The organism is Nocardiopsis changdeensis (assembly GCF_018316655.1).
Taxonomy (GTDB): Bacteria; Actinomycetota; Actinomycetes; order Streptosporangiales; family Streptosporangiaceae; genus Nocardiopsis; species Nocardiopsis changdeensis.
The window spans coordinates 46,516-73,272 of sequence record NZ_CP074136.1; the positions used below are offsets into that span (position 1 = coordinate 46,516).

23 protein-coding genes are annotated in these 26,757 nt (G+C 70.1%); 16 read left to right on the top strand and 7 right to left on the bottom strand.

The window, feature by feature from the left end:
- Nucleotides 1-273: 273 nt before the first annotated feature.
- The 4 genes from KGD84_RS32990 (at nt 274) to KGD84_RS33005 (ending at nt 2,972) form a co-directional block, all read left to right on the top strand.
- Nucleotides 274-708: a hypothetical protein gene (locus KGD84_RS32990; protein WP_220566043.1), complete on the top strand. Its 435-nt coding sequence runs from the start codon at nt 274-276 to the stop codon at nt 706-708.
- A 255-nt stretch (nt 709-963) separates the two neighbouring features.
- Nucleotides 964-1,470, top strand: coding sequence for a hypothetical protein (locus tag KGD84_RS32995; RefSeq protein WP_220566044.1), 507 nt, complete (start codon nt 964-966; stop codon nt 1,468-1,470).
- Between the two features lie 285 nt (nt 1,471-1,755).
- Nucleotides 1,756-2,277 (top strand): hypothetical protein, encoded by a 522-nt coding sequence (locus tag KGD84_RS33000; RefSeq protein ID WP_220566045.1) that lies wholly within the window; start codon nt 1,756-1,758, stop codon nt 2,275-2,277.
- Between the two features lie 329 nt (nt 2,278-2,606).
- Nucleotides 2,607-2,972, top strand: a complete 366-nt coding sequence (locus KGD84_RS33005; RefSeq protein ID WP_220566046.1) for a hypothetical protein — start codon at nt 2,607-2,609, stop codon at nt 2,970-2,972.
- Nucleotides 2,973-3,125: 153 nt separating this feature from the next.
- On the opposite strand, the gene KGD84_RS33010 is transcribed toward KGD84_RS33005, so the two are convergent.
- A complete protein-coding gene (locus KGD84_RS33010) occupies nt 3,126-3,878 on the bottom strand; it encodes a nuclease-related domain-containing protein (RefSeq protein ID WP_220566047.1) in 753 nt (250 codons plus the stop codon).
- A 513-nt stretch (nt 3,879-4,391) separates the two neighbouring features.
- Here KGD84_RS33010 and mobF point away from each other — a divergent pair.
- Together mobF and KGD84_RS33020 are read left to right on the top strand one after the other, a co-directional pair.
- Nucleotides 4,392-11,369: a MobF family relaxase gene (gene mobF, locus KGD84_RS33015; protein ID WP_220566048.1), complete on the top strand. Its 6,978-nt coding sequence runs from the start codon at nt 4,392-4,394 to the stop codon at nt 11,367-11,369.
- A 41-nt stretch (nt 11,370-11,410) separates the two neighbouring features.
- On the top strand, nt 11,411-11,926 hold the full coding sequence (locus tag KGD84_RS33020; RefSeq protein ID WP_220566049.1) for a hypothetical protein: 516 nt from the start codon (nt 11,411-11,413) through the stop codon (nt 11,924-11,926).
- Between the two features lie 42 nt (nt 11,927-11,968).
- On the opposite strand, the gene KGD84_RS33025 is transcribed toward KGD84_RS33020, so the two are convergent.
- The 4 genes from KGD84_RS33025 to KGD84_RS33040 form a co-directional block, all read right to left on the bottom strand.
- Entirely contained in the window at nt 11,969-12,856 is an 888-nt protein-coding gene (locus KGD84_RS33025) for a hypothetical protein (protein WP_220566050.1), read from the bottom strand.
- Nucleotides 12,853-14,946 (bottom strand): type IV secretory system conjugative DNA transfer family protein, encoded by a 2,094-nt coding sequence (locus KGD84_RS33030; RefSeq protein WP_220566051.1) that lies wholly within the window; start codon nt 14,944-14,946, stop codon nt 12,853-12,855. The genes KGD84_RS33025 and KGD84_RS33030 overlap by 4 nt, the downstream gene beginning before the upstream one ends.
- Nucleotides 14,943-16,544: a hypothetical protein gene (locus KGD84_RS33035; RefSeq protein WP_220566052.1), complete on the bottom strand. Its 1,602-nt coding sequence runs from the start codon at nt 16,542-16,544 to the stop codon at nt 14,943-14,945. Before KGD84_RS33035 ends, KGD84_RS33030 begins: the two co-directional genes overlap by 4 nt.
- Before the next feature lie 79 nt (nt 16,545-16,623).
- Nucleotides 16,624-16,836, bottom strand: coding sequence for a hypothetical protein (locus tag KGD84_RS33040; RefSeq protein WP_220566053.1), 213 nt, complete (start codon nt 16,834-16,836; stop codon nt 16,624-16,626).
- A gap of 234 nt (nt 16,837-17,070) precedes the next feature.
- Here KGD84_RS33040 and KGD84_RS33045 point away from each other — a divergent pair, with 234 nt between their 5' ends.
- The 4 genes from KGD84_RS33045 (at nt 17,071) to KGD84_RS33060 (ending at nt 19,503) form a co-directional block, all read left to right on the top strand.
- On the top strand, nt 17,071-17,205 hold the full coding sequence (locus KGD84_RS33045) for a hypothetical protein (protein ID WP_255647291.1): 135 nt from the start codon (nt 17,071-17,073) through the stop codon (nt 17,203-17,205).
- Between the two features lie 2 nt (nt 17,206-17,207).
- A complete protein-coding gene (locus KGD84_RS33050) occupies nt 17,208-17,486 on the top strand; it encodes a hypothetical protein (protein ID WP_220566054.1) in 279 nt (92 codons plus the stop codon).
- Nucleotides 17,487-17,717: 231 nt separating this feature from the next.
- Entirely contained in the window at nt 17,718-18,416 is a 699-nt protein-coding gene (locus KGD84_RS33055; RefSeq protein WP_220566055.1) for a ParA family protein, read from the top strand.
- Entirely contained in the window at nt 18,409-19,503 is a 1,095-nt protein-coding gene (locus tag KGD84_RS33060; RefSeq protein ID WP_220566056.1) for a ParB/RepB/Spo0J family partition protein, read from the top strand. The genes KGD84_RS33055 and KGD84_RS33060 overlap by 8 nt, the downstream gene beginning before the upstream one ends.
- 384 nt (nt 19,504-19,887) lie before the next feature.
- Here the strand turns inward: KGD84_RS33060 and KGD84_RS33065 are convergent, their stop codons facing one another.
- Together KGD84_RS33065 and KGD84_RS33070 are read right to left on the bottom strand one after the other, a co-directional pair.
- Nucleotides 19,888-20,085, bottom strand: coding sequence for a DUF397 domain-containing protein (locus KGD84_RS33065; RefSeq protein ID WP_255647292.1), 198 nt, complete (start codon nt 20,083-20,085; stop codon nt 19,888-19,890).
- A gap of 16 nt (nt 20,086-20,101) precedes the next feature.
- Entirely contained in the window at nt 20,102-20,926 is an 825-nt protein-coding gene (locus KGD84_RS33070; protein ID WP_220566057.1) for a helix-turn-helix domain-containing protein, read from the bottom strand.
- Nucleotides 20,927-21,168: 242 nt separating this feature from the next.
- On the opposite strand from KGD84_RS33070, the gene KGD84_RS33075 reads away from it, so the two are divergent.
- The 6 genes from KGD84_RS33075 to KGD84_RS33100 all read left to right on the top strand — a co-directional run bounded on the left by KGD84_RS33075 (nt 21,169) and on the right by KGD84_RS33100 (nt 26,665).
- Nucleotides 21,169-21,702, top strand: coding sequence for an ATP-binding protein (locus KGD84_RS33075; protein ID WP_255647293.1), 534 nt, complete (start codon nt 21,169-21,171; stop codon nt 21,700-21,702).
- 83 nt (nt 21,703-21,785) lie between these two features.
- Entirely contained in the window at nt 21,786-23,084 is a 1,299-nt protein-coding gene (locus KGD84_RS33080; RefSeq protein WP_220566059.1) for a helix-turn-helix domain-containing protein, read from the top strand.
- A gap of 9 nt (nt 23,085-23,093) precedes the next feature.
- The gene (locus KGD84_RS33085; RefSeq protein ID WP_220566060.1) at nt 23,094-23,747 is read left to right on the top strand and encodes a 2'-5' RNA ligase family protein; all 654 of its coding nucleotides are present in this window, start codon (nt 23,094-23,096) and stop codon (nt 23,745-23,747) included.
- Nucleotides 23,748-23,919: 172 nt separating this feature from the next.
- Nucleotides 23,920-24,498: a hypothetical protein gene (locus KGD84_RS33090; RefSeq protein WP_220566061.1), complete on the top strand. Its 579-nt coding sequence runs from the start codon at nt 23,920-23,922 to the stop codon at nt 24,496-24,498.
- Nucleotides 24,495-25,283: a hypothetical protein gene (locus KGD84_RS33095; protein WP_220566062.1), complete on the top strand. Its 789-nt coding sequence runs from the start codon at nt 24,495-24,497 to the stop codon at nt 25,281-25,283. Before KGD84_RS33090 ends, KGD84_RS33095 begins: the two co-directional genes overlap by 4 nt.
- Entirely contained in the window at nt 25,280-26,665 is a 1,386-nt protein-coding gene (locus tag KGD84_RS33100) for a hypothetical protein (protein ID WP_220566063.1), read from the top strand. The genes KGD84_RS33095 and KGD84_RS33100 overlap by 4 nt, the downstream gene beginning before the upstream one ends.
- Nucleotides 26,666-26,757: the final 92 nt, after the last annotated feature.

The window sequence follows — 26,757 nt, forward strand, 5'->3', positions numbered from 1 at the left end:
GGAGTCGGCCGACTCGGTCGCTGAGTGGCGCCCCACTCGGTCCGGAGTCACCCCCGGGCCCGCGCCCAGGAGCCCGCGCAGCCGCAGGAGGCCGGCCGGACCGGTCCCCCGTTGCCGGCGGCCCGCCACAGCCCCCAGGGTCGTTATCATTCCGTGACCAGAAAAGGCCCCGCAAAGGGCTCCCCCGCCCCTTGTGTGAGGTAATATTAAAGCAAGAGGTCGGGGGAGCCCACCCCCACCGGACCGACACCCGATCAACCGGAAGGACGCGACATGACCGCCCAGACCACCACCACCCTCCGCGCCGAGTTCGGCCGCACCACGTGGGCCGAGGCCGGGCGACACGGCGTCCGGGTCCACCTGGCCGGTTGGCTGGGCAAGCGCACCTTGTGCGGCCGCCGGGTCGCCCAGAGCCACTACCCGACCATGGAGCACCGCCCCCAGGGCGAGGACTGCAAGGCATGCTTGCGCGTCTGGACCGCCGCCGCGCCGGGCGCCACGTTCGAGCCCAGCGGCCCCACCCGTGGCCAGCTGCGCGCCGCCAAGGCCACGATGCGCCGCGCCGCTGACCGGTTGGAGCAGACGCCCCCCGAGCGCGTGGACGAGGCCAGTGGTCTGCCTGTCAGCCCCCTTGTGTTCACCCGGTGGCGTCAGGACATCCAGAACCTGCGCCGAGAGGCCGACCGCCTCACTCTGGCCGACCTGTAGGCCGCTGGTGGGGGCGGCGATCCCGCCCCCACTGGCCGCACCGATGCAGCGCAGGCCACGCCGAGCGACCGGGTGTGCCCCTGCTGCCTCTCCGCTCAAGCAAACGGTCGGGGGTCTCGTTACCGTTCCGTAATGCCGAAAGCCCCGCTCCCGGCTTCCCCGCCTCCTTGTGTGGGGTAATATTAAAGCGCGAGGTCGGGGAGGGCCCACTCCCCACCACCGGACCGAAACCGCATCAACCGAAGGAGACGCACCATGACGACCACCACCGAGATCACCACCGCCGCCCTGCTGGCCGCTGCCGCCCGCGGCGGCCTCCCCGCCATCGCCGCACTCGCGGGCGTCCGAGTCGCCCGCTCCGAGGCCACCACCACCGCCCAGCACGTGTGGGGGGAGCCGGTCGCCGACTGGACCGAGGCGGCCCAGCTGGCCGCCCGCGTGGGCGATCTCGCCCACAGGGCCGGTTACCAGGTCACCGACGAGTGGCCCAAGCCCGGAGTGATCGGCTACCAGGGCCGCCCTCACGCCGAGGTGAGCGTCATCGACCGGTTCGCCCACAGGGAGGAAGACGGCTCCCTCTACCGATGGGAGTGCGTCACCCCCTGGGAGGTCCGCACCGGTGACATCCTGCGCACCCGCTCGGGCCCCGTGGTCGTGCGCGCCGGGGTCCCCGAGGAGGCCGTCAGCGCCTTTCCGGTCGGACGCACCGGCGGTTGGGAGGAGGTCGTCTACCGGCGCGTGAGCGCCACCCTGGAGGGCTGACCCTCCCCCACGGGGCCCCGTGCAGGACGTCCGCCACGGGGCCCCGCGCGTTCGGGGTGGAGTCGGCCGACTCGGTCGCCGAGTGGCGCCCTACCCGGTCCCGAGTCCCCGGGGCCACGCCGGGAACGCCGAGACCGCCCCCGATCTCGTTACCGGTTCGTGATCCCGAAAGGGGCCGTTCCCGGTTCCCCCGCCCCCCATGTGGGGTAATATTAAAGCAAGCAGTCGGGGAGGGCCCACTCCCCACCGCCGGACCGAAACCGCATCAACCCAAGGAGACACACCATGACGACCGCCACGAGCACCCGCGTTCTCCGCTGGACCCGCGAGGCCGACACCGGCAGCTACAGCGACCTCCACGACGAATCGTGCATGGACCTGCGATACCGCGTAACCCGCTACTTCGAGGCGATCGCCTCGGGGGAGGCCGACCGGCTGACCGTGGCCACCGAGATGCTGCGCCGGGAGGAGCGCGGCTACTGGGCCAACTTCGAGTCCTCCCCGCGCGACATCATCGACGCCCAGGACTCCGCCGTCATCGCAGCCCACGCCGACCTTGTCGTCCCCGTCGTGTTCAACGCCGAGGCCGACGAGGTCGCGGCCGCCTTCGCCGCACTCACCGACCTTGACCATGACGTCCACTTCCCCTGGAACACCTTCCAGGGGACGAGGGCCTACGCGCGCGAGTACCGGCGCGTCGAGGACGCCATGACGGCCTACCGCGCGGCCTACCCGTCCGCACCCACCACCAGCGCGGAAGTGGTGCACCTTCGCCGAGCGCTCAGCGTGTGGACCATCACCGGCTGACGCCAGCCGGGGCCCGACCCGACCGGGCCCCGGAACAGCGCACACGGGCCCGTGCCGAGCGACTCGGCACGGGCCCCGTCCGTGTTGGCGGCGAAGTCGGCCGACTCGGCGGCGCAGTCGCGCACCGCAAGCGCCCCAGGGTCGCCGGCAGGCAGGAGAACGCCCGTGCCGGCGACCCCCGCAGCACACCCGATCTCGTTATCATTTCGTGATCTCGAAAGGGTCCGTGTCAGACCCTCGCGCCCCCCGTATGGGGTAATATTAAAGCAAGCGGTCGGGAGGAGCCCACTCCCACCAGACCGACACCGAATCGACCAAGGAGCGTTCCCATGGCCCACATCACCGTCGCCCAGGCCAAGGCCAACCGACTCGACCGCCGCGCCAAGCGCCGCGCCCAGGTCGCCGAACGCGCGGCCGCCCGCAGGGCCTACCGGACCGACCTTCACACCGTGGCGAGCCACCTTTACGCCATGGGCGTCGACACGCCCACCGCCATCGGCATGGCGTCCACTCTGCGCAAGCGGATCACCACCCCCGGCGTCCCCGGGTACGCCGCCCGATCCCTCACCGACTCCCGACGCCGCCCGTGCACGCGGTACACCCGCCGTCAGGTCATGGACGGCCTGCGCGCCTACAAGCCCCGTAAGTTCGAGTACCAGGAAGTCCGCGCCGCACTTCTCGGACTCGCAGCCTGACCCCCACGCACACGGGGCCCGTGCCGAGCGACTCAGCACGGGCCCCACCGGTTTCGGTTCAACCACGAGCCATCCCGATAGCGACGTCGGCCGTCGCGAGCGAAGCGCCAGCCGCTCCGCTCGCGACGGCCGACGTCGCGAGCCAAGCGCCAGTCACCGTTGCCCGTGTGGAGTGAAACGCGCGCGCACCGCATCAGCGACCACGGCCACCTCACTAGCGGAGAGCGCCCGTTGGCGCGACATGAGCCACCGACCGGTGTTATTGGCCGCCATGATCGGTACCCCGAGGCACTCGAATTCTCGCCATTGCGGAAAGCGCGAGCGCGACACGTGCACAGCTAGCACGGGCAGCACAGGAACGCGCCGCCCCAACTCCACCGAAAGCACGGAGTCGACTTTCCCTGATTCCCACTTCACCGATTTGACCAGCAACGGGGCCCCGGTATTCCCAATGCGCAGATGTCCCCGACCATCGAAACGCACATGACCGCGCCGCTGCTTGCTGTCGACCACCCCGACGCCGAATGGGCCGATTACCACATGGTCGATGTTCGCACGCGAACCCGGTACAGCCAGATCATGCAGGACGACGCAGCCGCGCCGACGCAGGCGATCGAGGCGACGCCCAGTGCGCCGCTCCCCCAGCGCACCACGACGCCAGTAGGACGCCCGGCCCCGGGCCCGCAGGGCGAGCCCCACGGCGAGCGCCAGGACGAGCCCGAGCGCGAGGCCCACACCCCAGCCGAGCGCTACCCCACCGGCCAGGCCCAGGGCGAGACCGGCCACTCCGGATTTCACCAGCAGCGGACCCCGTTCGGAGCGCGCGATTTCGCGCGCCATGGCACGGGCCGAGGCCCCAGCGGAAGCGTCACGGTAGGAGGTTTCGGAACGGCCGGTGTCTGTCATCGCTATTCCTCGCGCGTGGTAGTCGGTGCGCCCATGTAAGCACAAGCCGCCCCGGTAACAGCTGAGAATGCGGAACCTGTCCTAGGCTTTGCGCACAGTGGGTCGCAGGCCCCGACGCGCACGGGGAGAGAGGGTTGCCCAGTGCGGGTAACAGGGTCCCCGCCGCTCCCCGCCCGAAACGGCAGACCCGGTAACAGTATTCGCGAAAAAATTAGGCCCCGCCTTCGGCGGGGCCCTTTCGCGCGTGGCGCCTTCGGCGCCGTGCGCGAACCACAGCGGATGACCTTACCTGAAAGGCCAGCAGGAAGGACTACAGAGCCAGTCAGAGCCAACCAGCAAGCTAGGTAGCGAAGCTACCTAGCTCACAGAGCTAGGCAGTAGGCAGTCACCAGGCAAGACAAGCCACAAGCAACAGCAACCGATCAAACCTAGGCACTATTAGTGATCATGGTAGACTGACCACGTCTGCTGCTGCGCGCCCAGCGCCGTCGCCGCCGGGGAGGAGGTCACCGAGTGCTGACTCTCGCGACCGGATACGACCCCGGATATCTGACCCGCCAGACGACTCCCCGCGCCGCGAATTACTACACGGTCGCTGTTACCCAGCACGGTGAACCGCAAGGCGTGTGGTGGGGGCCCGGGGCCCAGGCGCTCGGCTTCACCCCTGGCGATGAGATCGACCCCAAGGTGATGGAGAAGCTTTATTCTTCATTCGTTGATCCTCGGGATGAGAATTTTCTGAAATCCGATGTCCCGGATTCAGAAAAGGAAATGCTTGGTCGCCGTCCTTCGCGCTACAAGGACGTGGATGCCTGGTATGCACAGTTGCTCAAGCGCGAACCTGAGGCCACTCCGGAGCGTCAGCGAGAGCTGAGGAACGAGGCCGAGAAAAGGGCCGACCGTCAAAAAACGGTGTACTTCTACGACGCGACCTTCTCGGTTCCCAAATCTGTTTCGCTGCTGCACGCTGGCCTCTTGGCGGCGGCCAAGGCCGCACAGGAGGCGGGCAATGTCGAGCGCGCCGCGCAGTGCAACGAGCGGGCCGATGCAGTCATCCGGGCGGTCATGGCGGGCGCCGGTGCGAGCCTGGAGTACCTGCGGGAGCACGCAGGGGCCGCCCGCACCGGCTACCACGGCGGCAAGGTTGAGGGGCGCAGCACGGGCAAGTGGACGCCCGCCGGCGGGTGGGTGGTCGCCCAGTTCCTTCAGCACACGAATCGAGCCGGTGAGCCGCAAATTCACGTGCACAACGCGATTCTCGGGAGGCAGCTCTGCGAGGACGGAAAGTGGCGTGGAATCGACTCGCGGGCGCTTTTCCGTTCCCGTGCCGGTGCGGCGGCAGCGGGTGAGCGCAAGCTTTTCCAGGACCTAGCCAGGGACTTGGGGGCCGAAGCGGTTCAGCGAGCGGACGGCAACGGCTTTGAACTGAAAGGCGTTTCGACCAAGGAGATTCTGAGCTTCTCCTCCCGCGACACCGCGGTCACTGCGGAGATGGAGCGGCTGATCCAGAATTACGTGGACGCCCACGGCCGTATGCCGAACGCCCGCGTGATGTACAAGATGGGCCAAGAGGCGACCTTGGCAACCCGGAAAACGAAGGAACCCAATCTGAGCCGGACGGCTCTGTTGGCCAAGTGGGAAGCCGTTGCTGACCGGCTGGAGCTGGGCAAGCTCGGGGCCATCCCGGGCCGGGTGCTGGGCCGTATCGACCCCGAGCGCAACACGGCCCTGGCCTACGAGCCGACGCAGCTGGAGATGGACCGGATCATCACCACGGCGGTGGAACGGGTCCAGGAGGCCAAGTCCGTTTTCACGCGCCACGACGTGTTCCGCCGCATCAACGACGAGCTTCCCCCGAATCTCGGGGCGCTCTCGGATGAGCAGGTGCACGCCCTGGTCGACCGCATGACCGATGTGGCGCTGAGCCCCGCCGGCCCCGCCGACGTGCGGTTGCTCAACGCCCCCGACGTCGTCTTGATCCCGGCCGAGCTGCGCGACGCCGACGGGCGCAGCGTCTACCTGGCCCCCAACGCCGAGCGCTACACCACCGCCAAGTTGCTGGACGATGAGCAGCAGCTGATCAGTGAGGCCCTGCGCCTGGACGCTCCGCGGATCCACGTCGAGCCCGCGGCCGAGGCCGAGGCTGTTCCGGTTGAAGCCGCTGGTGTTTCGGCCGAAGCGGTGCCGGGCGTGGAGCCTACGGCCGAGGGCGCCGTGACGGTTGAGGCTGAGCGCCAGGCGGGCGCGGACGAAGTCGCTCCCCCTGTGTCCGGGGGGGAGTCGGAGGCCGGCGAAACGCAGGGTGTTTCGAGCGATGCGGCCGGTGTCTCGGGTGAAGCGACCGGTGTTTCAAGCGAAACGCTCGCCGATTCTGAGGAGAACAGCGCCGATTCTCATGAAAACGACGAAGGGGAGTCGGGTTCCTCTCGTGTCCGTGGGGTGGCGGATGACGCCCGCGCCCTGGAGGGCGCCGAGGGCGCCGAGGGCGCCCCGGAGGCTGCGGCCGAGGAAATCGCTGGTCAGGAGGTGGTGTACACCCCGGAGGAGGAGCGGCTCATCCAGGCGCACCGCGACGCGGCCGCCTGGTTCCAGGAGCAGTTGCACAGCGATGGCGGCCAGGAGGCCCGCGAGTACATGGACGGCCGCGGGTTCGGCCATGCCATCGCGCTGGACTCCCCGTGGCAGGTCGGGTACGGCGGCACCAGCCGGTACGCCCTGTTCAACCACCTGTCGGCGCTCGGCTACTCCAACGAGGAGCTGATGGCGTCCGGTCTGGTCCTGCGCACCGAGGGCGGCGGGATCATCGACCGGTTCCGCGGGCGCGTCGTCCTGCCGGTGCACAACGCCCAGGGCGACCCGGTCGCGTTCATGGGCCGCAAGCTGCCCGACGACCCCCACCCGGCCAAGTGGCTCAACTCGCCTGAGACGGCGATCTACTCCAAGGGCAAGGTCCTGATGGGGCTCGGCGTGCAGCGCCAGGCCCTGGCCGCAGGGGCTCAGCCGGTCATCGTGGAAGGGCTGTTCGACGTCCTGGCGGTGGCCGGCGCCAGTGATCCGCGGTACGTCGCGGTCGCCCCCGGTGGTACGGCCTTCACCACGGACCAGTACGCCGCACTCACCGCTGCGGCGAGCCCCGAAGCCGGTGTGCTGGTGGCGTTCGATGACGACAAGGCCGGTCGTAAGGCCAGCGTGGCCGCCTACGAGCTGCTGCGCCACCACGAGGGCCCCGTGCGTGCCGTGACGCTGCCCGAGGGGATGGACCCCGGCGACCTGGCAGACGATCCCGAGCGGCTGCGGGAGGTCCTCCAGGACCAGGAACGCCACCTGGTCGACGTCGTCGTGGCCGCAGGGGTGGACGCCCACCGGTGGCCCGCGCCCTCCCAGGAGCGCCCCCAGATGACGGGGGAGGAGATCAGCCGCCAGGCCGCCGAGTCGTGGGGATTCGACCCGGTCGAGTCCGAGGCCCGCCACCAGCAGTACCTGAGCGAGAGCGCCCAGCCAGGCCCCGACCTGAGCGCCCACGTGGCGCGCTCCCTGGCCCGCACGGTGCTCGGGGTGGACGTGCCCGCGCCGGCCCCTGAGGCGGCCCGCCCTGCGGATCACCCGCGCCCGGAGGCCGATCCCTACCGAGAGGGCGACCTCACCGTTGAGGCCCAGGTGGAGGCCATCCGCCAGGCCGTCGACCTCATCGACCTGGACGCGCCCGATGCTGCCGAGCGCGCCCAGCGCGTCATGGCGCAGCTGGCCGCACAGACCGGCGCCGACCTGGAGACCGTGCAGGCGGTGTTCGTGGACGCCCTGGCGGGCGAGCCCCTGCCCGTGGGTGAGGACGCGCCGAACGGCAGCCGCTGGGGGCAGAAGACGATCATCCCCTCGCCGATTTCAGCTGAGACACAGGCCGCTTGGCGCGAAACGGACCGGGCCCGAGCCGCGGAGCAGGCCGCCGCCGAAGCCGCCGCGGCTGCTTCGGCCGAGACGGGCGAGGGCGAGGCGGAGCGCGCGCCTGTTTCGTCTCAGACGCCGCGTGTTTCAGAGGAAACGGCGCGCGCTTTGCGGGAATCGGCGCAGGTGCGGGCCGAACTCATGGAGTTGTACCCGCGGCTTCACGTCGATCAGGCCGACGCCATCGCCGGGGTCGCCACGAGCGGGCGCGGTGTGGACGTCCTGGTCGGCCCGGCCGGTTCGGGCAAGTCGACCACGTTGGGCTACCTGGCCGACCTGTGGAAGGAGAAGACCAGCGCCCCCGTGGTGGGGCTGGCCACGGCCCAGAACGCGGCGAACATCCTGGGTGCCAAGAAGGTCAACGGCGCCAAGGCGTTCGATGCCACGCACAACATCGCCAAGTGGCTGTACCTGGTGGAGTCCGGTAAGACCCGGGTCGTGCCGGGCTCGCTGATCGTGGTGGATGAGGCGTCCATGGTCACCACCACCCACTTGAAGGAGATCCAGGACATCGCCGCCCAGGCCCGCGCCAAGGTCGTGTGGGCGGGCGACCACGCCCAGCTGTCCGCGCCCGGTGCGGCCGGGGCGATGCGGCACCTGGTCGAACTCGGCGGCGCCTACGAGCTGACGAAGGTCCACCGGTTCGCCGAGGCGTGGGAGGCCGAGGCGTCCTTGAAGCTGCGCGACGGGATGGCCGAGGCGCTGACCGCTTACGACAAGCACGGCCGTCTCGCGGCCGGCAGCCGGGCCGACATGGAGGCCCAGGCCCTGCGCAGCTACCTCGCCGACTACCTGGACGGCAAGGACACCCTGCTGTTGGCGTCCACCAACGAGAGCGCGTCGGCGCTGTCGGGGCGTGCCCGTGCGGCACTGGTCGAGGCCGGTCTCGTGGAGGCTGGCGGCACGCGGCTGCGGGATGCCAACACCGCCAGTGTCGGCGACCTGATCGTGGCCCGCGCCAACGACACCCACATCAAGGTCGGCGAGGACCAACGTCCCCTGTCCAACAGGGATGTGCTGCGTGTGGTCGAGGTCCTGGAGGACGGCGGGATCCGCGCGACCCTGCGCGAGGAGGACGCTACTTCCGATATCCCCGTCACCCTGCCCGCGGCGTATGTGGCCGACCAGGTCGAGCTGGCCTATGCGGGGACGACGCACGCCGCGCAGGGCCGGGACGTCCACACCTGTTACAGCATCGTGGACGGCACGGTCACCGACGAGATGCTGTACGTGATGATGACCCGTGGCCAGGAGGGCAACTACGGGTACGGCGTGGTCGAGGACCAGGGCGCGGATCTGCGGACCGGCCCGGAGCAGGCCCAGGAGTACACCGCCGAGCTGCGCCAGGCCGGGGCGCGTCAGCGCGGGGAGCGCCTGGCGGGCGAGCACGCCCAGCGGGCGCGCGAGGCCGACGAACAGCGGCTGGGCGTGTTCGCGGCGGCGATGCAGCGTGAGGCCGTCGACCCGATGGCCACCGAGGCGATGCTCGGCGAGGCCGAGCGTCCCCGTCACCTGGGGCACCTGGGGGCGATGTGGCTGGACATGACGCGCGAGTACACCGCCCGCGGGTACTTGGAGCGCGCGGCCGAGCGCGGCGTGCTGGCCCCGCACCACCTGGAGAGGGCGCTCAAGGAGGAGGCGCTCAGCACGCTGGGGCGTATGCTCACCCGTCTGGAGATGGCCGGGTACCCGGCCGACACGATCCTTGACCAGGCGATCAGCTCGCGTGAGCTGGGCACCGCCGAGGAGATCTCACAGGTCCTGTACTGGCGTATCGACGGCGACGCCGACAAACACGGCATTGACGTGGCGTCCCTGGACCCCAGCGAGCAGCAGATCAACGCCACCTGGTCCGAGCGCACCACGGACCTGGGGGTGCCGGCCATCGACGTGGCCCGGCACGACATCGCCCAGCGCATGGACGAGCGCACCCGCGAACTCGCCGAGCGCGCCGCCCACCAGCCGCCGCGGTGGCTGGTCGAGCACATCGGCCCCGTGCCCGCCGACACCCGTACCCGCGAGCGGGACCAGTGGATGCAGCGCGCCGGCCGGGTCCTGGCCTACCGCGAGCAGTGGATGCACCAGGCCGAGAGCGACGCCATCGGCCCGGCGCCCTCCCGCGCCAACCCCGAGCAGCGGGCCGCCTGGTTGGCCGCTCACGATGCTCTGGGAGCCCCGGAGGGCGTGCGGGACCTGTCCGGTGCGTCGCTGGGCGAGCTGTACGTGCTCCGGGCCGCCTACGAGCGTGAGACCCGGTGGGCGCCGGCCTACGTCGCCGAGGAGTTGCGTGCCGCCTCGCTCCAGGCCCGTGAGCTGGACCAGCAGGTATCGCACCTGCGTGCCGAGGCCCGCCAGGAGCAGGACGACGAGCGCCGGGTTGCGCTGGAGGCCCAGGCCCAGGCCCGCGCGGAGCTGGCCCAGGAGATGCACGCCCACCGCCAGGACCTGGAGCGGATCGACGCCGCGCGGCAGCGCTGGTACGACGCCACCGAGGACAAGCGCGTGTTGGCCGAGCGCGCGGACCAGGAGCTGCGCCGCCGTGCGGAGCAGGACGCTCAGGAGCAGCGGCAGGCGCGGGTGGACGTGGGGGCGCTGCGCCCGCTGGCGCTGGACGGTGCCGGTGGCCGCGAGTACGAGGAGGCCCAGGCCCGCCGTGCGGAGCAGGCCGAGGCCGAGGAGCGCGCCCAGGTCCACCCCGGACAGATGAGCCTGGACGACATCGAGGTGTCCGAGCCCGCCCCTGAGGTGGTCGACGCCGAGCCCGTCGAGGCCGAACCCGTGGAGGCTGAGGCGGTCGAGGCTGCGCCGACGGTGCTGGAGATCGAGGCTGCGGAGCCCGAGGTCACCGAACACGACCTGGTCGAGGCCGACCAGGTGAGCGTGGCGTGGGAGGCCGCACCGACGCCGGAGTTCGACCAGCACGAGTTCACCGCCTCGGGTGTGGACTGGGCGGCCCTGGCCGCTTCCGAGCCGGAGCCCGAGGTGGTCGATGTCGAGCCCGTCGAGGCCGAGCCCGAGCCTGCGGCCGAGCAGGTCCAGGACCTGCCCGTCGTGGACGCTGAGATCACGATGGAGGTCGTGGAGCGCATCACCGAGCCGGCCCCGCCCGTCCAGGACGCCGAGGTGCGCGTGACCGTGGTCGAGATCGCCAACGAAGATGTGCCCGACCCCTGGCGGCGGCCGGAGGACTTCCAGCGGGACACGGGCGCCGCGGAGCGCGACCCGGACCCGGTGGCCCAGGACGCGCCCAGCGCGGACCAGCCCACCCTGTGGGACGAGGTCATCGACCACACCGCTGAGATGGACCGGGTCATCGACCAGGCCCGTCACGCCGCCGACCTGGCCGACCACCGCAACGCCGGTCTCGACGCGGAGCGGCTCGCCCAGGAGGAGGCCGACCGGGAGCAGCGCCAGCGCGAGGCCCGCGAGGTCGACGCCGAGCGTGCCGCCCGGGAGGAGCAGGCCCGCCAGGAGCTGGAGCAGCGCGAGGCCGAGCGCGCTGCGGCCGAGCGCGTCATGGAACAGCAGCTGGAGGGCCCGGAGCTGTAGAGGCCGCCGAGGGGATAGCGGGGAGGGTTACCGTAGGGGGTATGACCGAGGGCAAACCGCTGCACCTGCTCACCCCGGCCGAACTCCGGGCGCGCTACGGCACGGCTCCCCCGCCGCGCCCGCTCACCCCCCAGGAGACCGAGGACCTGCGCCGGCGGCTCAACGCCGACGGTGATCTCGCCCTGACCCCGGACGAGCACCGCGCCTACTACCAGCTCGGCGTGGTGCGCTACGCCCAGGACGTCGACGCTCTGGTGGCCCGGGTCAGCGCCGAGGCCCTGGACACCGCGCCGGCGTCCCCGGCACGCAGCTACGCGGCCGGCATCCTGGACGCCGTGGCATGGGCCCGCGGGGAGCGGCGGGAGGCCCCCGTCACCGGCGCCCACCCCCGGGCCCGCCTCCCCTCCACAGGCGAGATGCAGAGGGAAGCCGCCGACGCAGCCGAGGTCCTGGAGGGCCGCGCCAGGTCCGGCCACCCCCGCGGCTACATCTCGGGTGTGGAATGCACGCTGCTGTGGCTGGTGTGCAGCGGCAACGCCCACCCCTGGACGTCGTGAGGGCCCGCACCCTGACGGGTACGGGCCCAGCTCACGACCGTTTTACTCCTGGCCTTGCGGCTGGTTGCCTTCCTTGAGCGTGACGAACAGCTCCCACTGTTCTTCCGTCACGCCTGCGGCGTGGGTGATCTCCGCGCTCCTGCGTCGGAGTTGCTGCGCAGACTCACGGTGCTCGAGGCGTAGTTCCTCGCTCGTGTCCGGTGCTTCAGCTGCTTTCAGATGCTCGAGCGCTTCCACGAGGCAGTCGTACGCCTTGACCAGTTCCGACATGACCGGCACCAGAGATCCCACCGCCGTGTCATCACGCCCGACCGGATCTGGCAGGGGGTGCGGTTTCTCCCCGTACTTCGGGCAGTCCCGTGTGAACCCTTCGGCCTGTTTCAGCAGGTAGTCCATGGACCGGCGCCAGGTTTCGGCGTCGGCGAACCGGCGATCCTCAGCCTCGAACCCCGTGGTGTAGCCGCGGTACAGCGTCCACAGGTCCGAGATGATGTCCATGTGCAGCGGCCAGCACCACCGCAGGCGGCGCTGTGTGTGCGGCCACTGGACGAACAGCACGTCCCGAACCCACGACTGGAGTTCCACCAGCCACGCCGCCCGCTCCGCGTCCGGTACGTGGACCCAGCCCGAGGGCGGTTGAGGGTCCGAGTCCTGGCCGCCGCTCGGAGCGCGCTCCAGGCTCTCGGTGATCTTGTTCAGGGAGTCGCCGAACGCCCCTATCCGGGCCCGCAGATCCTGGACGTCCTTGTCGTGTTCGTCCTGGCGATCCAGGACCCTCTGCTGCTGGTCGCCGAGTTCATTGACCCGTGCCCGCAGCTCGGCGTAGTCGATGCCAAGCTGCGCCGCCACCGAGGGCGAGGGCACGCCCGGGGCGGGGGCCCGGTCACCCGGGCCCCCTTCCTCAGGCAGTCCGCCGAGGTATCCGCTCACAGCTCCTCATCCGCTTCCATGGGGGCCGCAGGATTCCACCGGCGTGCCAGCGACCCCGGGCTGACGGTTGACGCGGCGTCCACCGAGACAGCGGACGGGCGCCGCAACGCCGGTGCCTCACCGGGATCACGCCCCGACCGGTCGCTGCCGGAAGACCCCGAAGCCGCGCCCGAGCGCAGTTGCTCGGTAGCGGGCAGCGCGTCCTGGTGGACCTGCTGGCGCAGCTCGGGCATCGCGCTGGGCGTGTACCGGTCCTGGACCGGCGGCAGCGGGGGCAGCGGCAACTTCGAGCGCTTGTCCTTCCAGTACACACGCGCCCTCACCAGAACCGGCCGCCTACCCCGCAGCCGACACACCACGTACCCCTCCGGCACCTGCGTTCCGGGGTTGGTCAGCGCGTCGACATCGTAGGGGCGTACACGCTTCCTCTTCTTCTTCCCGTCCGCGTCGGTGATGACTTCGGAGTTGATGCTCACCGTCCCGCCCAGATGGATCAGCTGGTGGAGGGTGATCTCGTCATCGTTGGTCGGCCACAGCATCTTGAACTTGCTGTTGTTCCAGATCTGTGCCGCCCCCTTGTCGCCCCACCGCTCTTGGTACTGCGCCCAGGACTGCCCCAGGGTGTGGACCTGGATACCGGATCCGGCGGAGTAGGACAACCAGGCCGGCAGCGGGACGGGGCAGATGTTGGCGACCTCGTCCAGCAGCATCGTGAGATGCGGGTCCAGCTTTTCCTTGCTGTGCGTGAGCATCGCGGCGTGGTACAGCTCGGTGGTGAACGCCGACAGCAGCGGTGCCACCGGCGACTGCGTGTCGGCCGGAGGCGCCATGAGGTACAGGCTGTCCTTGCTGCGCAAGAACTTCTCAATCTTGAACTCGGGCATGGTCGGGTGCGGGGTGAGCGCCTCCACGATCGCCTCATCGGCCATGAACCGAAGCGACTCGTTGAGGGTCTTGACGATCGAGCCCCGCGTGTTCGTGGGCGCGCTGTACAGGTCCAGCAGGGCCCGCGCGGCGTTGCGGTCGGCTCCCGGGTGCAGACGCAGGATCTCGTACGGCTCCAGGTCCAGGGAGGTCAGCCAGTCCGCCACGGTCTGCATCGTGACCGGGGGGTGCACGTACTCCACCTCCGCGCCGGACTCCGTTGCCGGCGTCTCCCCCGGCGCGGCCATCACCAGGGCGGCCGCGTGCAGGTACGCCGACAGCGCCGCCGCGCCGGAGTTCTTCCAAAAGTGCGCGTCGTTCAACCCTTGGGAGTTGCTGGCGTAGACGATGGCGTAGGCCCGGCGCACAGCGGTCGCGTAGTCCTCACACCCCGCCACCATGTTCCACCGGAAGGTCGAGCCGACCGTGCCGACCCCGGCCGGGTTCCACACGTGCAACTCACCCAGGGTGGCGCGGTATCCTCCGCTGGCCTCCAGCAGGTCACCGCGGATCGTGGTGCACAGCAGCGGCCCCGGCGCATCCCACGCCAGGAACACCCCGGCGGCGGATTTGCCCTCCTGGCCCGGCGAGAGGATCAGGGAGTTGTCCTGATAGGACGTGCGCACCGTGTGGCGCACCAGCCCGAACCATGCCCGGTGCGCCTTGCCGTGCGCCAACGAGTACGCACGAGGGTCACCGAACCACCGGTCACGCCAGGTCAGCGACGGACGGGTGTGCTTGGAGATCCGGCGCGGCCGACGCCGACCGTACTCGCGGTTCAGCGTCCTCCATCCGGCGAATCCGGGGCCGGGCCACAGGCCCCACCACGTGCGGGTCTGCATTTCCAACCACGTGTGTCGGCGCTGGCGCGTGACCGTGTGACGCCACCACGCGAAGGCACCGGCCGAGATCAGCCCGAAGGCCAGCAGCCCCGGGGCCATGTCCATGAACGCGGGCAGCTCCGGGCCCACCGGAGCCAGGTCGTCGGCGAGCGCCATCTCAAACGCACCGGCCGGCACGAACACATCACCCCCGGCAGGGTCCGCATCCCAACCGTCCCACCCAGGGGCAGGGGAAGCATCGACCACAGCGGTCATCTCGTTCCGGTCCGACACAATCCCCCACTCCCCTTCGGCCTCTTCGATCTCATTGTGAGCCCACATCATGACAGCCCCACCGGTGCGTGATCGGCGCCAGGACCGTGCTGATCCTCCAGTTCATCCAGGTAGACGGTCAGGTAGCTGACCGCGGTGCCGATCGAACTCATCCCCGCAGCGTCGAGGAGTTCGTGCGCGACCTCGCGCACCGCAGCGCGCTGCCGGTACCGGGGGTCCCCGCGCCGCCCGAGGTCGTCATAGAGCCACCGCAGACGCATCTTGCTCGGCGCCGCCTCACGCATGTACTCCAGCTCCACACCCAGCGCACGGTTGGCTTCCCCCAGAGACGCCGCGCGCCGCGCCATGTCGTCCAGCTCCCGCTGCATGGCCGCCATCTGCTGCTGGTGGTGGGTGTCCCTCCGCTCCAGCTCGGCGGCCGCCTGCTCACGCACCCGCTGCAACTCCGCGCGGTGCGCGGCACGCAGCTCCGTCGTGGCGGCGCCGGCATCGGCGCCCACCCGCTCCAGCTGCTCCCGCAGCTCGGCCACCTCACCAGCGTGCCGGTCCTGCATTTCCTGCGTCACCGCGGCGTAGTCGCCCTGGAGGCGCTGGACCTCCTGGAGGTGCGCCTCCTGCATCTCCTGCACCCGGGCGTCCGCGTCAGCGATCGCCGCATTGGCGCGGCCCCGCTCGGCGTCGATCGCCGTCGTGGCCCGCTGGCGCTCGGACCGGATTGCCTCATCCGCACGTGCCCTCTCCTGAGCACGGATGGTCTCGACCTGCTCGCGCGCCGCCTCCTCAGCGGCGTTCGCGCGCGCTGTGTAATCCGCCTGAGCGGCAGCCACAGCCGCAGCCGACCGCCGCTTGATCTCCTCGGTGACGCCTTGGGCCTCGGCCGCGGCCGCCAGTGCCTCGCGCGCCTTGTCGCCCTCCAGGGTCCGCCCAGGAGCGTAGGCGACCTCCGCCAAGTACCAGCTGCGGAACAGCGTCAACGTCCGGAACGGCGAGAAGACCACTCGGCCCACCCACAGGACGACCCCGAAGCAACCGCGGACGATGATGCCCAGGACCGACCAGATCGACGGGTGTTCCACGTGCAGGCCACGCCGCTGCATCGCCCGCTGCTGGATCTCCAGCACGATCGTGTCCGTGGTGCCCGCATACAGCAGGGCCGGACCCACCCACACGATCAGGTGCCCCACCCAGTCCAGCGCGGACGCATCGGCCGGCGGGGCGAACCGGGCGCCGTTCATCAAGACCGAGGCGGCGGCGCACAGGATGTTGCCGATCCGGGCCCGCAGCGGGCTGTCCCCGCGCATCGCCGTGGCCAGCGCGAGAAGAGCGAACACCGCGGCTGCGACGTCCCAGGAAGCGGCGGCCAGGTGATTGGCGATGCTCTGGTCTTCCGAGTCGCCCTTGATGGACTCGGTGTACCTGTGCTGCGCCTCGTAGGAGACGTACATCGTCATCGCCGACACCATGGCGATTCCGGTGAACGCGGCGGTGATGGCGGCGCCATAGCCCCAGTCGCGTGGCTTCCTGGGGGTGTTCGCGCGTTGCGCGAAAGGGTTCCAGGAGACGAACCTGTGTCTGCGGCTCTCGGTCAGGGGTTCGGCGTCCTGCGCTTGCGCAGCAGCAGCCGAATCCTCTCGTCGTAGCATGGTCATGCGAATCCTCTGTGGTTCGGCCCCGGCCGTGCGCTGGTTCTTTGCCGAGAGTGGCGCCGGTCGGGGTGTGGCAGTTCGGTCAGGCGTTGCGGTCGAGGTACTCCCGGAGCGCGGTCTCCACCACGTCCTGCACCCTCAAACCGTGCGAACCGGCGAACGCCTTGACGTCCCGCCGGGTCTGCTGTCGGACACGCGTGGAGAACGGTACGAAGTCGGTTTCTGCTTGTGGAGGCGCTGGCGCCGGCATCGAGGTGTCTCCTTGTTCTGAGTTGTCCTGGTGGTCTGGTGTCATGGGCGTCCTCGCTGATTGACGATGCTGTTGCCCTGAGACCTTACAACCATGTTTGCCTACTTTCATGAAATCATGTTTTCATGAAAACATGCAAGCATGCTTGCATGAAACCTTGCGAGAGTGCAAGGTGGAGATGCGGCCGGGGGCGACCCCGACCACATAAAGGCCCGGGGTCACTGGCGCTGCAACGCCTACCCCGGGCCCCGGAACCGACCTCGCTACAAGGAGATTCCTGTGACCAACCGTACCCCGACCCCGACCTCCGACCCGACGTCAACCACGCCCCCGCTCTCGCGAACCGAACGCGACATGCTCGCTCTCGCCGACGCCCTCGGCGTGAACCGCACCCCTCTGACCTCGGGGAGCTGACCATGTCCGCTCCCATCTGCCCCAAGTGCAAGACGCCGATGCAGTCCACCGGCTCCATCGGAGCCCGGGGCTACTACTGCCCCACACCGGAATGCACCGCCGTGAACGGCCCTCAGTACGTGCTCAACCACGCGCCGCGGGGCGCGCGCGGCCTGGTGGAGGATGCGGTGTGCGGTTACGTCATCAAGATCGCCCAGTGCGTCCGCTGCGGGATCCGTGTTGATTTCGGAGACAAGGAGGAGGCGAGGTACCACACCATGCCGGGAGGGTGCCGGCCGTAGCGTCTAGGCCGGAACGCGTGCGGGCCCAGCCGGGAAACTGGCTGGGCCTTGTCGTTCGTGGGCGATGTCGTTGGGGGCGCATGCCGAGCCTCAAGCCATGGATTGGCGATTAACGCCGTTAATCCGGTGAGTGGTTGTTGACCCTCCAGGAGTCACCCACAGCCTCACGGTGTGGCCTCAGCTGCTCTCGTTGCCTTCTCATGGCTTTGCACCAGGAGCATAATGAGGCGCATGACGATCTACACAGTGGCGGCATGGAAGGGCGGAGTCGGCAAATCGACCATCGCCTACGAGCTTGCCTGGCAGTTGGACGCGGTCCTGCTGGACTTGGACTTCGACGACGGTGGTGTGACCAAGTCCTGGGGATACAACTTCGAGGATCGAGTCAACGCCCCCCTGCTCGACGCGATCAGTTCGGGTAAGACCCCCCGCTTCTTGAACGGGCGCAACAAGCCTGACCTGCTACCGTCTCACCGCGACCTGGAGAGGGTCCAGCCGGACGTTGAGACCATGCAGGGTCTGATCAGGAAGTGGGCGGCTGACTGGGGGCGGGATATCGTCATCGACACTCATCCTGGTGGCCTTCCCCTGACGTACGCAGCCATGGGAGTCGCCAAGGTCACGGTGAGCCCTGTCACCTTCGGCCAGAAGGAGTTCAAGTCTCTTGAGGCCATGACTCGGGAGCTAGCTGACTACCCCATCCTCATCGTGCCGAACAAGACCCCGATCTCTCCCCCGCAATGGGCGATCAACCGGCTTGAAGCGATCGAAGCAGCTGGCTTTGACATCGCTGATCCTCTCCCCAACGAGACGTGGATCCCCAACCGCCAGATTCGCATCCCCATCACACGGGAGCCGGTACCCAAACGAGCCGAGCGTTTCGAGGAAGGAATCCTCGCCCTAGGCGAGAAAATCTTGAGCTATGAGTAGCGGACTGCGGAAACTCAAGAACCAGAGGGCAGAGCGACGCCAGGCACCTCCTCCGGACCACCCTCGGAAGACCTACACTCGGCCGCCGATCACGGTCCCGCTTGCCAAGCTCGCACCGAACCCCCACAACCCTCGGCAGACGATGACCGAGGTGGATGAACTGGCGCACAGCCTGCGCACGGTGGGCCAGAAGCAACCAGTGGTGGCGATGACGCGAGCCGCATATCTCGCCCTCATGCCCGAGGATGAAGCGGTCGTCGGGGATGCCGACCTGGTTGTGGTTGCTGGCTCTCGACGCTTGGCGGCTGCACACCATGCGTCGTTGCCTGAGCTGATCGTTCACGTTGATGACTCACCGGATAGCGCCGCCCTCATCTTGGAAGCGGCCATCGTTGAAAACATGCACCGTGTCGACCTGCACCCCTTGGAGGAGGCCCGTTCCCTAGAGCAACTCCGGGATCTCTTGGGCCTGAACCAGAAGGAACTGGCAGAGCGCCTAGGCCGCACCAGTGCGTTCATCTCCCAACGCCTGAGTCTCCTCAAGCTGGTGCCCGAACTCCAGACTGAGTTTCTTGCCGGCAGGGTGAAGGTCGAGCAGGCTCGTTCGCTGGCTCGGTACGACGCCGCAGATCAGTGGTCCCAGTGGGAGGCACTGATTAACGGCGTTAATGGGGAGGGTGGTGCCGAGGGGGACAGCCTTCCCGTGGCGAGGGTGCCTCAGCCGATTAACGCCGTTAATCCTGACGGGACAAGCAGCTCTCCGGGTGGCTTGGAGGTGGACCGGCACCGGGACGCCACGCAGGAGGGTGCTGAGGGCAGCCAACCACCCCTAGTGCAGCAAGCGACTAACGGCGTTAATGGGGAGGATGGTGCTGCCGAGGGGGACAACCTTCCCGTGGCGAGGGTGCCTCAGCCGATTAACGCCGTTAATCCGGAGGGGGAAAGCGACCGACCTCGGTACGAGCAGTTGACCTTGGAGCTGACGTGGGAACCCGAACAGATCGTAGATGAGCTGCACCAACGGCTCGGAGCCGACAAGTTCAATGAGTTGGCCACTGCGATCCTGGCCCGAGCCACGGTGCAGTAGTTGATCTTGAGTCACTGGGCTTCCCGTGAACGAGAGGACCAGTCTGCCCTGCAAGGCCCTTGCTTCGGCCCCTTGCCCCACCGGGCAGGGGGCCGAAGCATTCCCTAGCTTGCTGGAGCGAGGATCGAGCAGGCTCGTTCCACAGAGCAGTGGTCTCAGCGGGAGATGCTGATTAACGGCGTTAATCCGAACCTCCGATCTGAACGCTGGACCACACGGTTCGTTAGCGCCTTAAGCCATGGTGCTTGCCGCGGGAAGCTCCAGAGACGCTCGGATGGCATGGACCTTGGTCCTAGCGATAGTGGAGGCCACCGGGGTAGCCTGAGCCCACACATGCATCGGCCCCCTGCCATGTCGCCTTGGCAGGGGGCCGATTGCCGTCTTCTAGCGGGCGGAGGGAGCCGCTCGGAGGAATGCGGTCATCTCGTACAGGGACACGGACAGGCACAGCTGGTCGCGGTTCTTAGTGTCGCGCAGATGGGCGGAGTCCCCCGTCTGCGCGTACTCAACGCACTCCCCGCCCTGCGAGCTGTACGTGGACTTGCGGAAGTCCTCGTCGGGCGGAACGGGCATGCTGCTCATGCGTGATGTCCTTCTGCTAGTGCTCGGATGTTGCCAGCGCTCGGATGTACTCCCGGCTGTGGGCCGGGGAGAGCGCGATTCCCCGCAACGCGGCGAACCGGCGCGCGGCCTGCGCGACCACGGTTGGTTCGGCCACGATTTGGCTTCCAGCCATGGTTTCGACATATAGCACGGGCTCGGCATGCGGACCCTCCAAGTGCAGGATCGTGCAAGCCCCGTGCTGCGCGGGATGCGCACCGGCTGAGAACGGTAGCACCTGCACCGTTACGAACGGATCGTCCATCTGGCTCAGGATGTGCTTGTACTGCGCGGCCATTACCTCAGGTCCGCCAATCTGTCGACGGAGAGCCCCCTCATCGATGACGAACTGGGCAGCCAACGGGTGCTTTCGCCGGACCCGCTGGCGCTCCATCCGTGTGCGCAGCCACTCGTCCAGCACCGATGAGGGCTGTGGCGGCACAGTGCCCGCCAGGTCCGCCCGAGCGTAGTCCTCGGTCTGGAGCAGCGCAGGTACGACTTGGGCGTGGAACTGGTCCAGGGAGGTGGCCTGCCTTTCCAGTGGGACGTATCCGATCATCAGGCGACCGCGCTCGGGAACTCCGCGGCGCGGAAGCAGGGCCAGCAGTTCGCCTCTGGCCTCAAGGGCCTTGTCCAGTGCTTCCGCCAGCTTCCGTGTGGGTGGCTGACGCAGCCGTTCAACCTCTCCCACTGCCTGGCGGGAATACCCCGCGAGTTGGCCCAACTCGGTCTGGCTCAGCCCGGCGCTGACGCGTCGGGCCCTCAGCTCATCGGCGAAGCGCGACAACGCCAGCTCGTCCACAGCGGTCTTTTCACGTGCCATGCCGCAAGTATGACAAGTGAATGCCAGTTCTATGCCATGGCATGCTGTGATTGTGGCTGATTATGCGCCTGTCTGTAGCCTCCGCAGGCGCGAGGGGGGACGCTTCGGTTACGGCCCGTGTGGTGTCGGCCACGTGCACCACGGAGAAGGCGGGTCCGGGGATCAAAAAAGCCTCGGCGGCCGCGCGCTAGGCGGCCCCGAGGCTGGTCCTCACCGACACCTTTGCGAGAAGCGGTGAGTACATGAATGCTACCCGTTCGAGAACGTTCAACGTCAATGGCGGGATCCTCCCCGTCTCAGATGCCCCGTCCTGGTTGGACTTCACCGCCCAAGCGGTGACCGTGCTGTCGGGCCGCTTCAACACGGCCCCCGCCCACGCCCGCGCATGGATGAGCGAGACAGCCGCCGGGTGGGGAGCCGCACCGGACCCGATCGAGGCCGCGGCGATCATCGTGAGCGAGCTGGTCACCAACGCCCACAAGCACACCGACAGCGGCCGCGGCCTGATCGCCCTGCGGATGCTGGTGCGCCGCGCCGACCGGGCGGTGCGGATCGAGGTCCGCGACGCCGGCCTTCCCGGAGGCGCCCCTCCCGCCCTGGGCGCGGCCGCGACCGATGCCGCTGCCCTGGACGAGCACGGGCGCGGCCTTTTCCTGGTCGACGCCCTCAGCGATTCCTGGGGTGCCGAGCCGCACGCGGGATGGATGAGCCCACAGGGCGTGCTGTCCGCCGGCACAACGGTGTGGTCCCACCCCACCGGGCTGTACGCCGCATGACCGGCCACGCGACCCCGGAGCCCTCGCGCGGCGCCGGGGCGCGTGCCGTCCCCGACCGACCGAGCAAGGAAGAGCCACCGACGATGCTGACTCTGCCGGACGACAGGACATGGGGCGCGGACACGGTGCCCGTGCCGCCGGCGTTCTGGTCCCGCCCTGATGTGCGCCAGGCCCTGGAGGACCTGGACTTGGGTGCGGTGCTGGCGCTGGTGGAGCGCCATACCGGCCTGTCGCAGGCGGACATGGTGCGGCTGACGGGCATGTCGGCCTCGGAGGTGTCGCGGCACATCAACGGCCGCCGCCGTACGCGCAACATCGAGATCATCCGCGATGCCCTGGACGGGCTCGGCCTGCCGTCGGCGGCCGAGCGGGTGGACGCCATCGCCGCCCGGTCCCCGCAGGCCGAGGCCGGGGAGAGCGGTCTGCTGGAGTCCCTGGCGCGCGGCAGCGCCGGCCTGCTGCTCCAGGTCGAGCGGGACGCCGTCGGCGACTGGTCGGCGGCCGCGGTGGACGCGTATCTGCGCGGGGCGGCCGCCCGGTACCTCACCGTGCCGATCGGGGAGACCCTGTCCGACCTGGTGCGGATCGAGGACCACGTGACCGCGTGGCGGATCCGCAACCCGTCGCCGGCGCGGGCCCGGGAGGTGTGGGCGCTGGCCGGGTGGCATACGGCGCTGGCGGGGTGGGTGAGCGTGGACCAGGGCCGCCCCGACCAGGCCGCGGTGCACGCCCGAGCCGCGCAGGCGTGCGCGGAGTACAGCGGCCACGAGGGCGTGGCCGCGTGGGCGGCGGTGCTGCGCCGCACCATCGCGTACTGGGAGGCGCGCCGCCGGGACGGGGTGCGGTACGCGGCCACCGGCCTGGAGGCCGCCCAGCGGGTCGGCGGCGGGGCGCTGCTCATCACGCTCAGCGCCCTGGCCCAGGACCACGCCCACCTGGGCGAGGAGGACGCGGCCCTGGACCTGCTGGCCCAGGCCCGCCGGGTGTTGCACGCCGAGGCGACCCAGGACAGCGATCTGGCCGGGCCGCTGGCGTGCGGGCCCTCCCGGGCCTTCGGGTACCACGTGGAGACGCTGCTGGACCTGGACCGGCCGGCGGAGGCGGTGCGGGTCGCCGATGAGGGCTTGGAGGTCGCCGCCGACGTCATGGTCCGCAACCCGGGTTCGGAGCGGATGCTGGCCCTGCACCGGGCGTTGGGGCTGGCCCGGCTGGGGCGTGCGGAGGAGGCCATGGCCGCCGTCGCCCTGGTGTTGGAGACGCCCGCCGAGCAGCGGGCCACCCCGCTCAAGCTCCGGCTGCGCCAGGTCGTTCGCGCCTTGCCGTCGGGGGCGGAGACGGACACGCTGAGGGAGCGCACTGCCGCGTTCGTTCGTACGACCTGAGGGAGCCCGATGACGCTGACCGCCCCCGCACCCAGCACCGATGCGACCACCCGGGACCACTGGTGGGTGCGCCCCGGATGGGGGCCCACCACCAGTTGGTGGACCGTCCACGCCACGTTCGGCGGGCAGCCCGGTACCCCGGTGCTGCGCGCGGAGACGGCCCGGCTGCGGCCGCTGGTGGACCGCACCGGCTGGGATCTGATCCCGGACCGGTGGCTGCACCTGACCATGCAGGGGGTGGGCGATACCGCCCAGGTGGACGCTCAGCGGATCACCGCCGTGGCGGCGGCCGTGCGGCGGGCGGTGGCCGGCACCGGTCCCCTGGTGGTGGAGTTGGGGCCGGTGGCGGTGGACGCTGAGGGCATCAACCTGCCCGCCCGCGGGGAGGGCGCCCGCGCCCTGGACGCGGTGCGCGACCGGGTGAGGGAGGCGATCGGCGAGGTGGTGGGCGCCGACGGCGTCGAGGGCGGCCCCGAGTGGCGTCCGCACGTCTCGCTGGCCTACGCCAACACCACCGGCCTGCCGCTGGAGCCGGTGCGTGAGGACCTGGCCGCCGCCGGGGTGCCGGTGATGGTGGAGGTCGACCACCTGTCGCTCATCGCCCTGCGCCGGGACGGCCACCTGTACCGGTGGGACCGGGCCGAAGCGCTGCCCCTGGCCTGACCCGCCACCGCCGACGGCCCCGACCGGATCTGTCTCCGGCCGGGGCCGTACCCGTGTTTTCGGGGAACTTTTTTGCGGCGCGCACCCGCTGTGACCTGCATTGCCATTTGGCAACGGATCTGTTGACACCACGGCAATGCGCTGCCGGTGCCCGGTCCTGCACTGTGGCCGCATGACCACCCCAACGGCACCACCCCAGATGGCACCCCAGCTGGTGGCACACCAGAAGATCGAGGCCCTGGCCCCGCTCCTCACCGAGGCCCGCGCTGAACACGGCATGGGCGATCTCGTCCTGTTCGACACCGACGGTGTCGTGATCGCGTTCGCCGGCGGCGACGTCTCCCCCGTCGAGGGGCAGGCCCAGGCGCGGGCCGAGTCGCTGGCCGCGATCGGGCAGCGGCTGCTGGCCCTGTCGCGGGGGGCCGACCACATCAAGCGCGAGTTGGCGCAGCATCGGGTCGATCCGGCCGGGCCCGGCCCGGTGCGCGCCATGCCGGTGGCGGCGGAGGTCGCCGAGCTGATCACGATCAAGTACCGCACCCCTGAACCGCAGGAGGAGGGCGGGCGTGGCCAGGAGTGGCCGGTGGTCGTCTTCCCCATCGCCGGCACGCTCGGCCTGGTCGGCGACATCCCGCCCCGGCAGGAGGCCGCCGCGGGGACGCTGCCGCGGCTGGGGCACGCCCTGGCCACCCTGGCCGACGCGCTGCGCACGCACCCGGAGCTGCGGCCGCTGGTCGCGGGCGCCTCATGAAGCGCCACGCATCGGTGACCGCTCCCCTGTGGGTGGGCTCGCGGCCGATCGGTATCAGTACGGCCACCCCGGTCATGGCCGTCCCGGAGACACGCCTCCCGGGCGGGCTGGACGATGCGGCCCTGTGCGTGCTGTACGCCCTGCGCGGGCTGGGCCGGGTGGCCACCACCGTCGAGCTGGCGGCCCGCACCGCCGAACCCGTCGTGGCCGTCGCGGTGGCCCTGCACCGGCTGCGAGAGCGCGACCTGATCCGTGTGCTGCGCCCGGGATGGCTCCCCGACCGGCTCGCTGTCTGGACCGGCGCAGACGCGGTCGCCCCGGTGTGCGTGGACCTGGTGGTGCTGGTCGGCGCCGACCCCGGCCAGCCCCTGACGCGGGCGCTGGGGCAGATCACCGACACCGGGCCGTTGCCGGTGCAGACGCACCTGCCCGGGTCGATGTGGGTGGGCGTCTCTCCCACCTCTGCCCGCCACCAGGTCGTCGTGGTCGCCGTCGCCGGCCTGCACCCCGCCGATGCGCGCTGGAGTGAGCTGGCCTCGGCCGCCGCGGCCGCGGTGATCGTCGGCAACCCCACCGCCCCCACTCCCGGGGAACTGCCCGGGGCGCTGAGCGCCACCGGTATCCCCGTCGTCGCGATGACCGCCCCCCTGGAGGGACCCGACCCCGCTCCGGACGTGGTGCGCGCGACGTGGGGTCTGCCGGCGAACACCCCCGTGGTGGTCGGCGACCCCAGCCTTGCCCCCGACCTGTACACCGCCATCAACCACCTGGGAAAGCGCCCATGAACAACAACGCACACCAGCGCCCGCCGTCGGCGCTGATCGTCGGTACCGGCCGGTCCGTGCTCACCGCCGCCACCGCCCTGGCCCGCCACGGTTGGCGCGTGGACGTCATGTCGCGGCTGACCATCCCGGAGATCCTGGGCTCAGCGGCCGGCCTCACCCAGATCAGCCTGCCCACCACCCGCCAGTGGGAGCAGCACCTGGGGTTGGACCTGTGGGCGCACGACGCGCCCCCCGTGACGGCGGTGCGGCTGGTCCTGGACGACGGCACCGAGCCCGTGGAGATCATGGCCCCCCTGCCCGGGGAGGCGACCGCGATCGACTCCCGCCTGATCGGCGCCCGCTGGCTGGAGATGCTGGACGACGAGAACCGCAGCACCTTGCACATCAGCACCTGCCACGGCCAGGAGCTGGACATCCTCGCGGAGCGGTTCGACGCGACGGTGGTGGGCGGCGGTGAACGCAACCCGATGCGCAGCATGTTCCCCGTCGTGGGGGCGGCCTCGGGGGCCTCGGACCGCGTCGTGCTCCAAGCCCACATCCAGGGATGGGACTGGCTGGGGGACACCACGTGGACGGGGCGGGGCGAGCACTGGGCCATGGAGATGTGGAGCCTGCCCGGCGCGGAGGTGATGGTGATGCCGGTCGTGTCCATGGTTCCGCTCTCCCCGGAGCGGGTGAGCGCCCTGTCCTCGGCGTACATCGAGCGCGCCATCGCCGTCCCGACGATCGCCGGGGCCTGCGTGCAGGTGCTGGCTCGCCCCGGCGGCCCGCTGGACACCCTGCCGGTGGAGCGCCGCCCCCACTACGCGGGGGCGAACCCGGACGGGACACGCCTACCGGACCGGGTGCCCGCCACCTACCCGCCCGGGGCCATCTGGCAGCACATCCAGCACCTGGCCGCGGAGCGGGTGGACGCCGACCTCGGCGAGCGCCTGGCCGAGTGCACGCTCATCCCCGGCTCGGAACTGCTGGAGAGGGTGCAACCCCAGGTGCGCGACGCCGTCACGCTGACCGGCCGCGGCCGCCCCGTGGTGGGGATCGGCGGCATCACCCGCACCACCGAGCCCGCCAGCGGCCAGGGCGCGGCCGCCTCCACCCTGGCCGGGGTCAACCTCGCCGAGCTGCTCCACCGACAGTGGCTGTCCGGCGAGCCCCTGGACGAGCGGTTTTACCGCGAGGCCATGGCCACCTACGACCAGGACCACGGGCACCACACCGCCGGGTTCGGGGCGATGGTCAACGCCTACCACAACGACCACGACCCGTACCACGCCAAGGTGCGGGCCATGGTCGACGCGGTGCGGTCCAACCCGGAGCTGGCCACGCTGTGGGGCCAGGGCCTGGACCAGCCCGACCGCATGGCGCCCCTCATGGCCGGCTGAACCCGGCCCACCTCACCCCCCCGTTCCCCCCACCCCCTGTGGAGGCCCCCCATGTTTCAGCCCGCACCCCAGCCGGACCGTCGTCCGACGAC

Excerpts from the sequence above, each read along its gene's own strand:
- KGD84_RS32990 (WP_220566043.1), top strand. The coding sequence starts at position 274 with ATGACCGCCCAGACCACCACCACCCTCCGCGCCGAGTTCGGCCGCACC.
- KGD84_RS32995 (WP_220566044.1), top strand. The coding sequence starts at position 964 with ATGACGACCACCACCGAGATCACCACCGCCGCCCTGCTGGCCGCTGCC.
- KGD84_RS33000 (WP_220566045.1), top strand. The coding sequence starts at position 1,756 with ATGACGACCGCCACGAGCACCCGCGTTCTCCGCTGGACCCGCGAGGCC.
- KGD84_RS33005 (WP_220566046.1), top strand. The coding sequence starts at position 2,607 with ATGGCCCACATCACCGTCGCCCAGGCCAAGGCCAACCGACTCGACCGC.
- KGD84_RS33010 (WP_220566047.1), bottom strand. The coding sequence starts at position 3,878 with ATGACAGACACCGGCCGTTCCGAAACCTCCTACCGTGACGCTTCCGCT.
- KGD84_RS33020 (WP_220566049.1), top strand. The coding sequence starts at position 11,411 with ATGACCGAGGGCAAACCGCTGCACCTGCTCACCCCGGCCGAACTCCGG.
- KGD84_RS33030 (WP_220566051.1), bottom strand. The coding sequence starts at position 14,946 with ATGATGTGGGCTCACAATGAGATCGAAGAGGCCGAAGGGGAGTGGGGG.
- KGD84_RS33035 (WP_220566052.1), bottom strand. The coding sequence starts at position 16,544 with ATGACCATGCTACGACGAGAGGATTCGGCTGCTGCTGCGCAAGCGCAG.
- KGD84_RS33040 (WP_220566053.1), bottom strand. The coding sequence starts at position 16,836 with ATGACACCAGACCACCAGGACAACTCAGAACAAGGAGACACCTCGATG.
- KGD84_RS33050 (WP_220566054.1), top strand. The coding sequence starts at position 17,208 with ATGTCCGCTCCCATCTGCCCCAAGTGCAAGACGCCGATGCAGTCCACC.
- KGD84_RS33055 (WP_220566055.1), top strand. The coding sequence starts at position 17,718 with ATGACGATCTACACAGTGGCGGCATGGAAGGGCGGAGTCGGCAAATCG.
- KGD84_RS33060 (WP_220566056.1), top strand. The coding sequence starts at position 18,409 with ATGAGTAGCGGACTGCGGAAACTCAAGAACCAGAGGGCAGAGCGACGC.
- KGD84_RS33065 (WP_255647292.1), bottom strand. The coding sequence starts at position 20,085 with ATGAGCAGCATGCCCGTTCCGCCCGACGAGGACTTCCGCAAGTCCACG.
- KGD84_RS33070 (WP_220566057.1), bottom strand. The coding sequence starts at position 20,926 with ATGGCACGTGAAAAGACCGCTGTGGACGAGCTGGCGTTGTCGCGCTTC.
- KGD84_RS33075 (WP_255647293.1), top strand. The coding sequence starts at position 21,169 with ATGAATGCTACCCGTTCGAGAACGTTCAACGTCAATGGCGGGATCCTC.
- KGD84_RS33080 (WP_220566059.1), top strand. The coding sequence starts at position 21,786 with ATGCTGACTCTGCCGGACGACAGGACATGGGGCGCGGACACGGTGCCC.
- KGD84_RS33085 (WP_220566060.1), top strand. The coding sequence starts at position 23,094 with ATGACGCTGACCGCCCCCGCACCCAGCACCGATGCGACCACCCGGGAC.
- KGD84_RS33090 (WP_220566061.1), top strand. The coding sequence starts at position 23,920 with ATGACCACCCCAACGGCACCACCCCAGATGGCACCCCAGCTGGTGGCA.
- KGD84_RS33095 (WP_220566062.1), top strand. The coding sequence starts at position 24,495 with ATGAAGCGCCACGCATCGGTGACCGCTCCCCTGTGGGTGGGCTCGCGG.
- KGD84_RS33100 (WP_220566063.1), top strand. The coding sequence starts at position 25,280 with ATGAACAACAACGCACACCAGCGCCCGCCGTCGGCGCTGATCGTCGGT.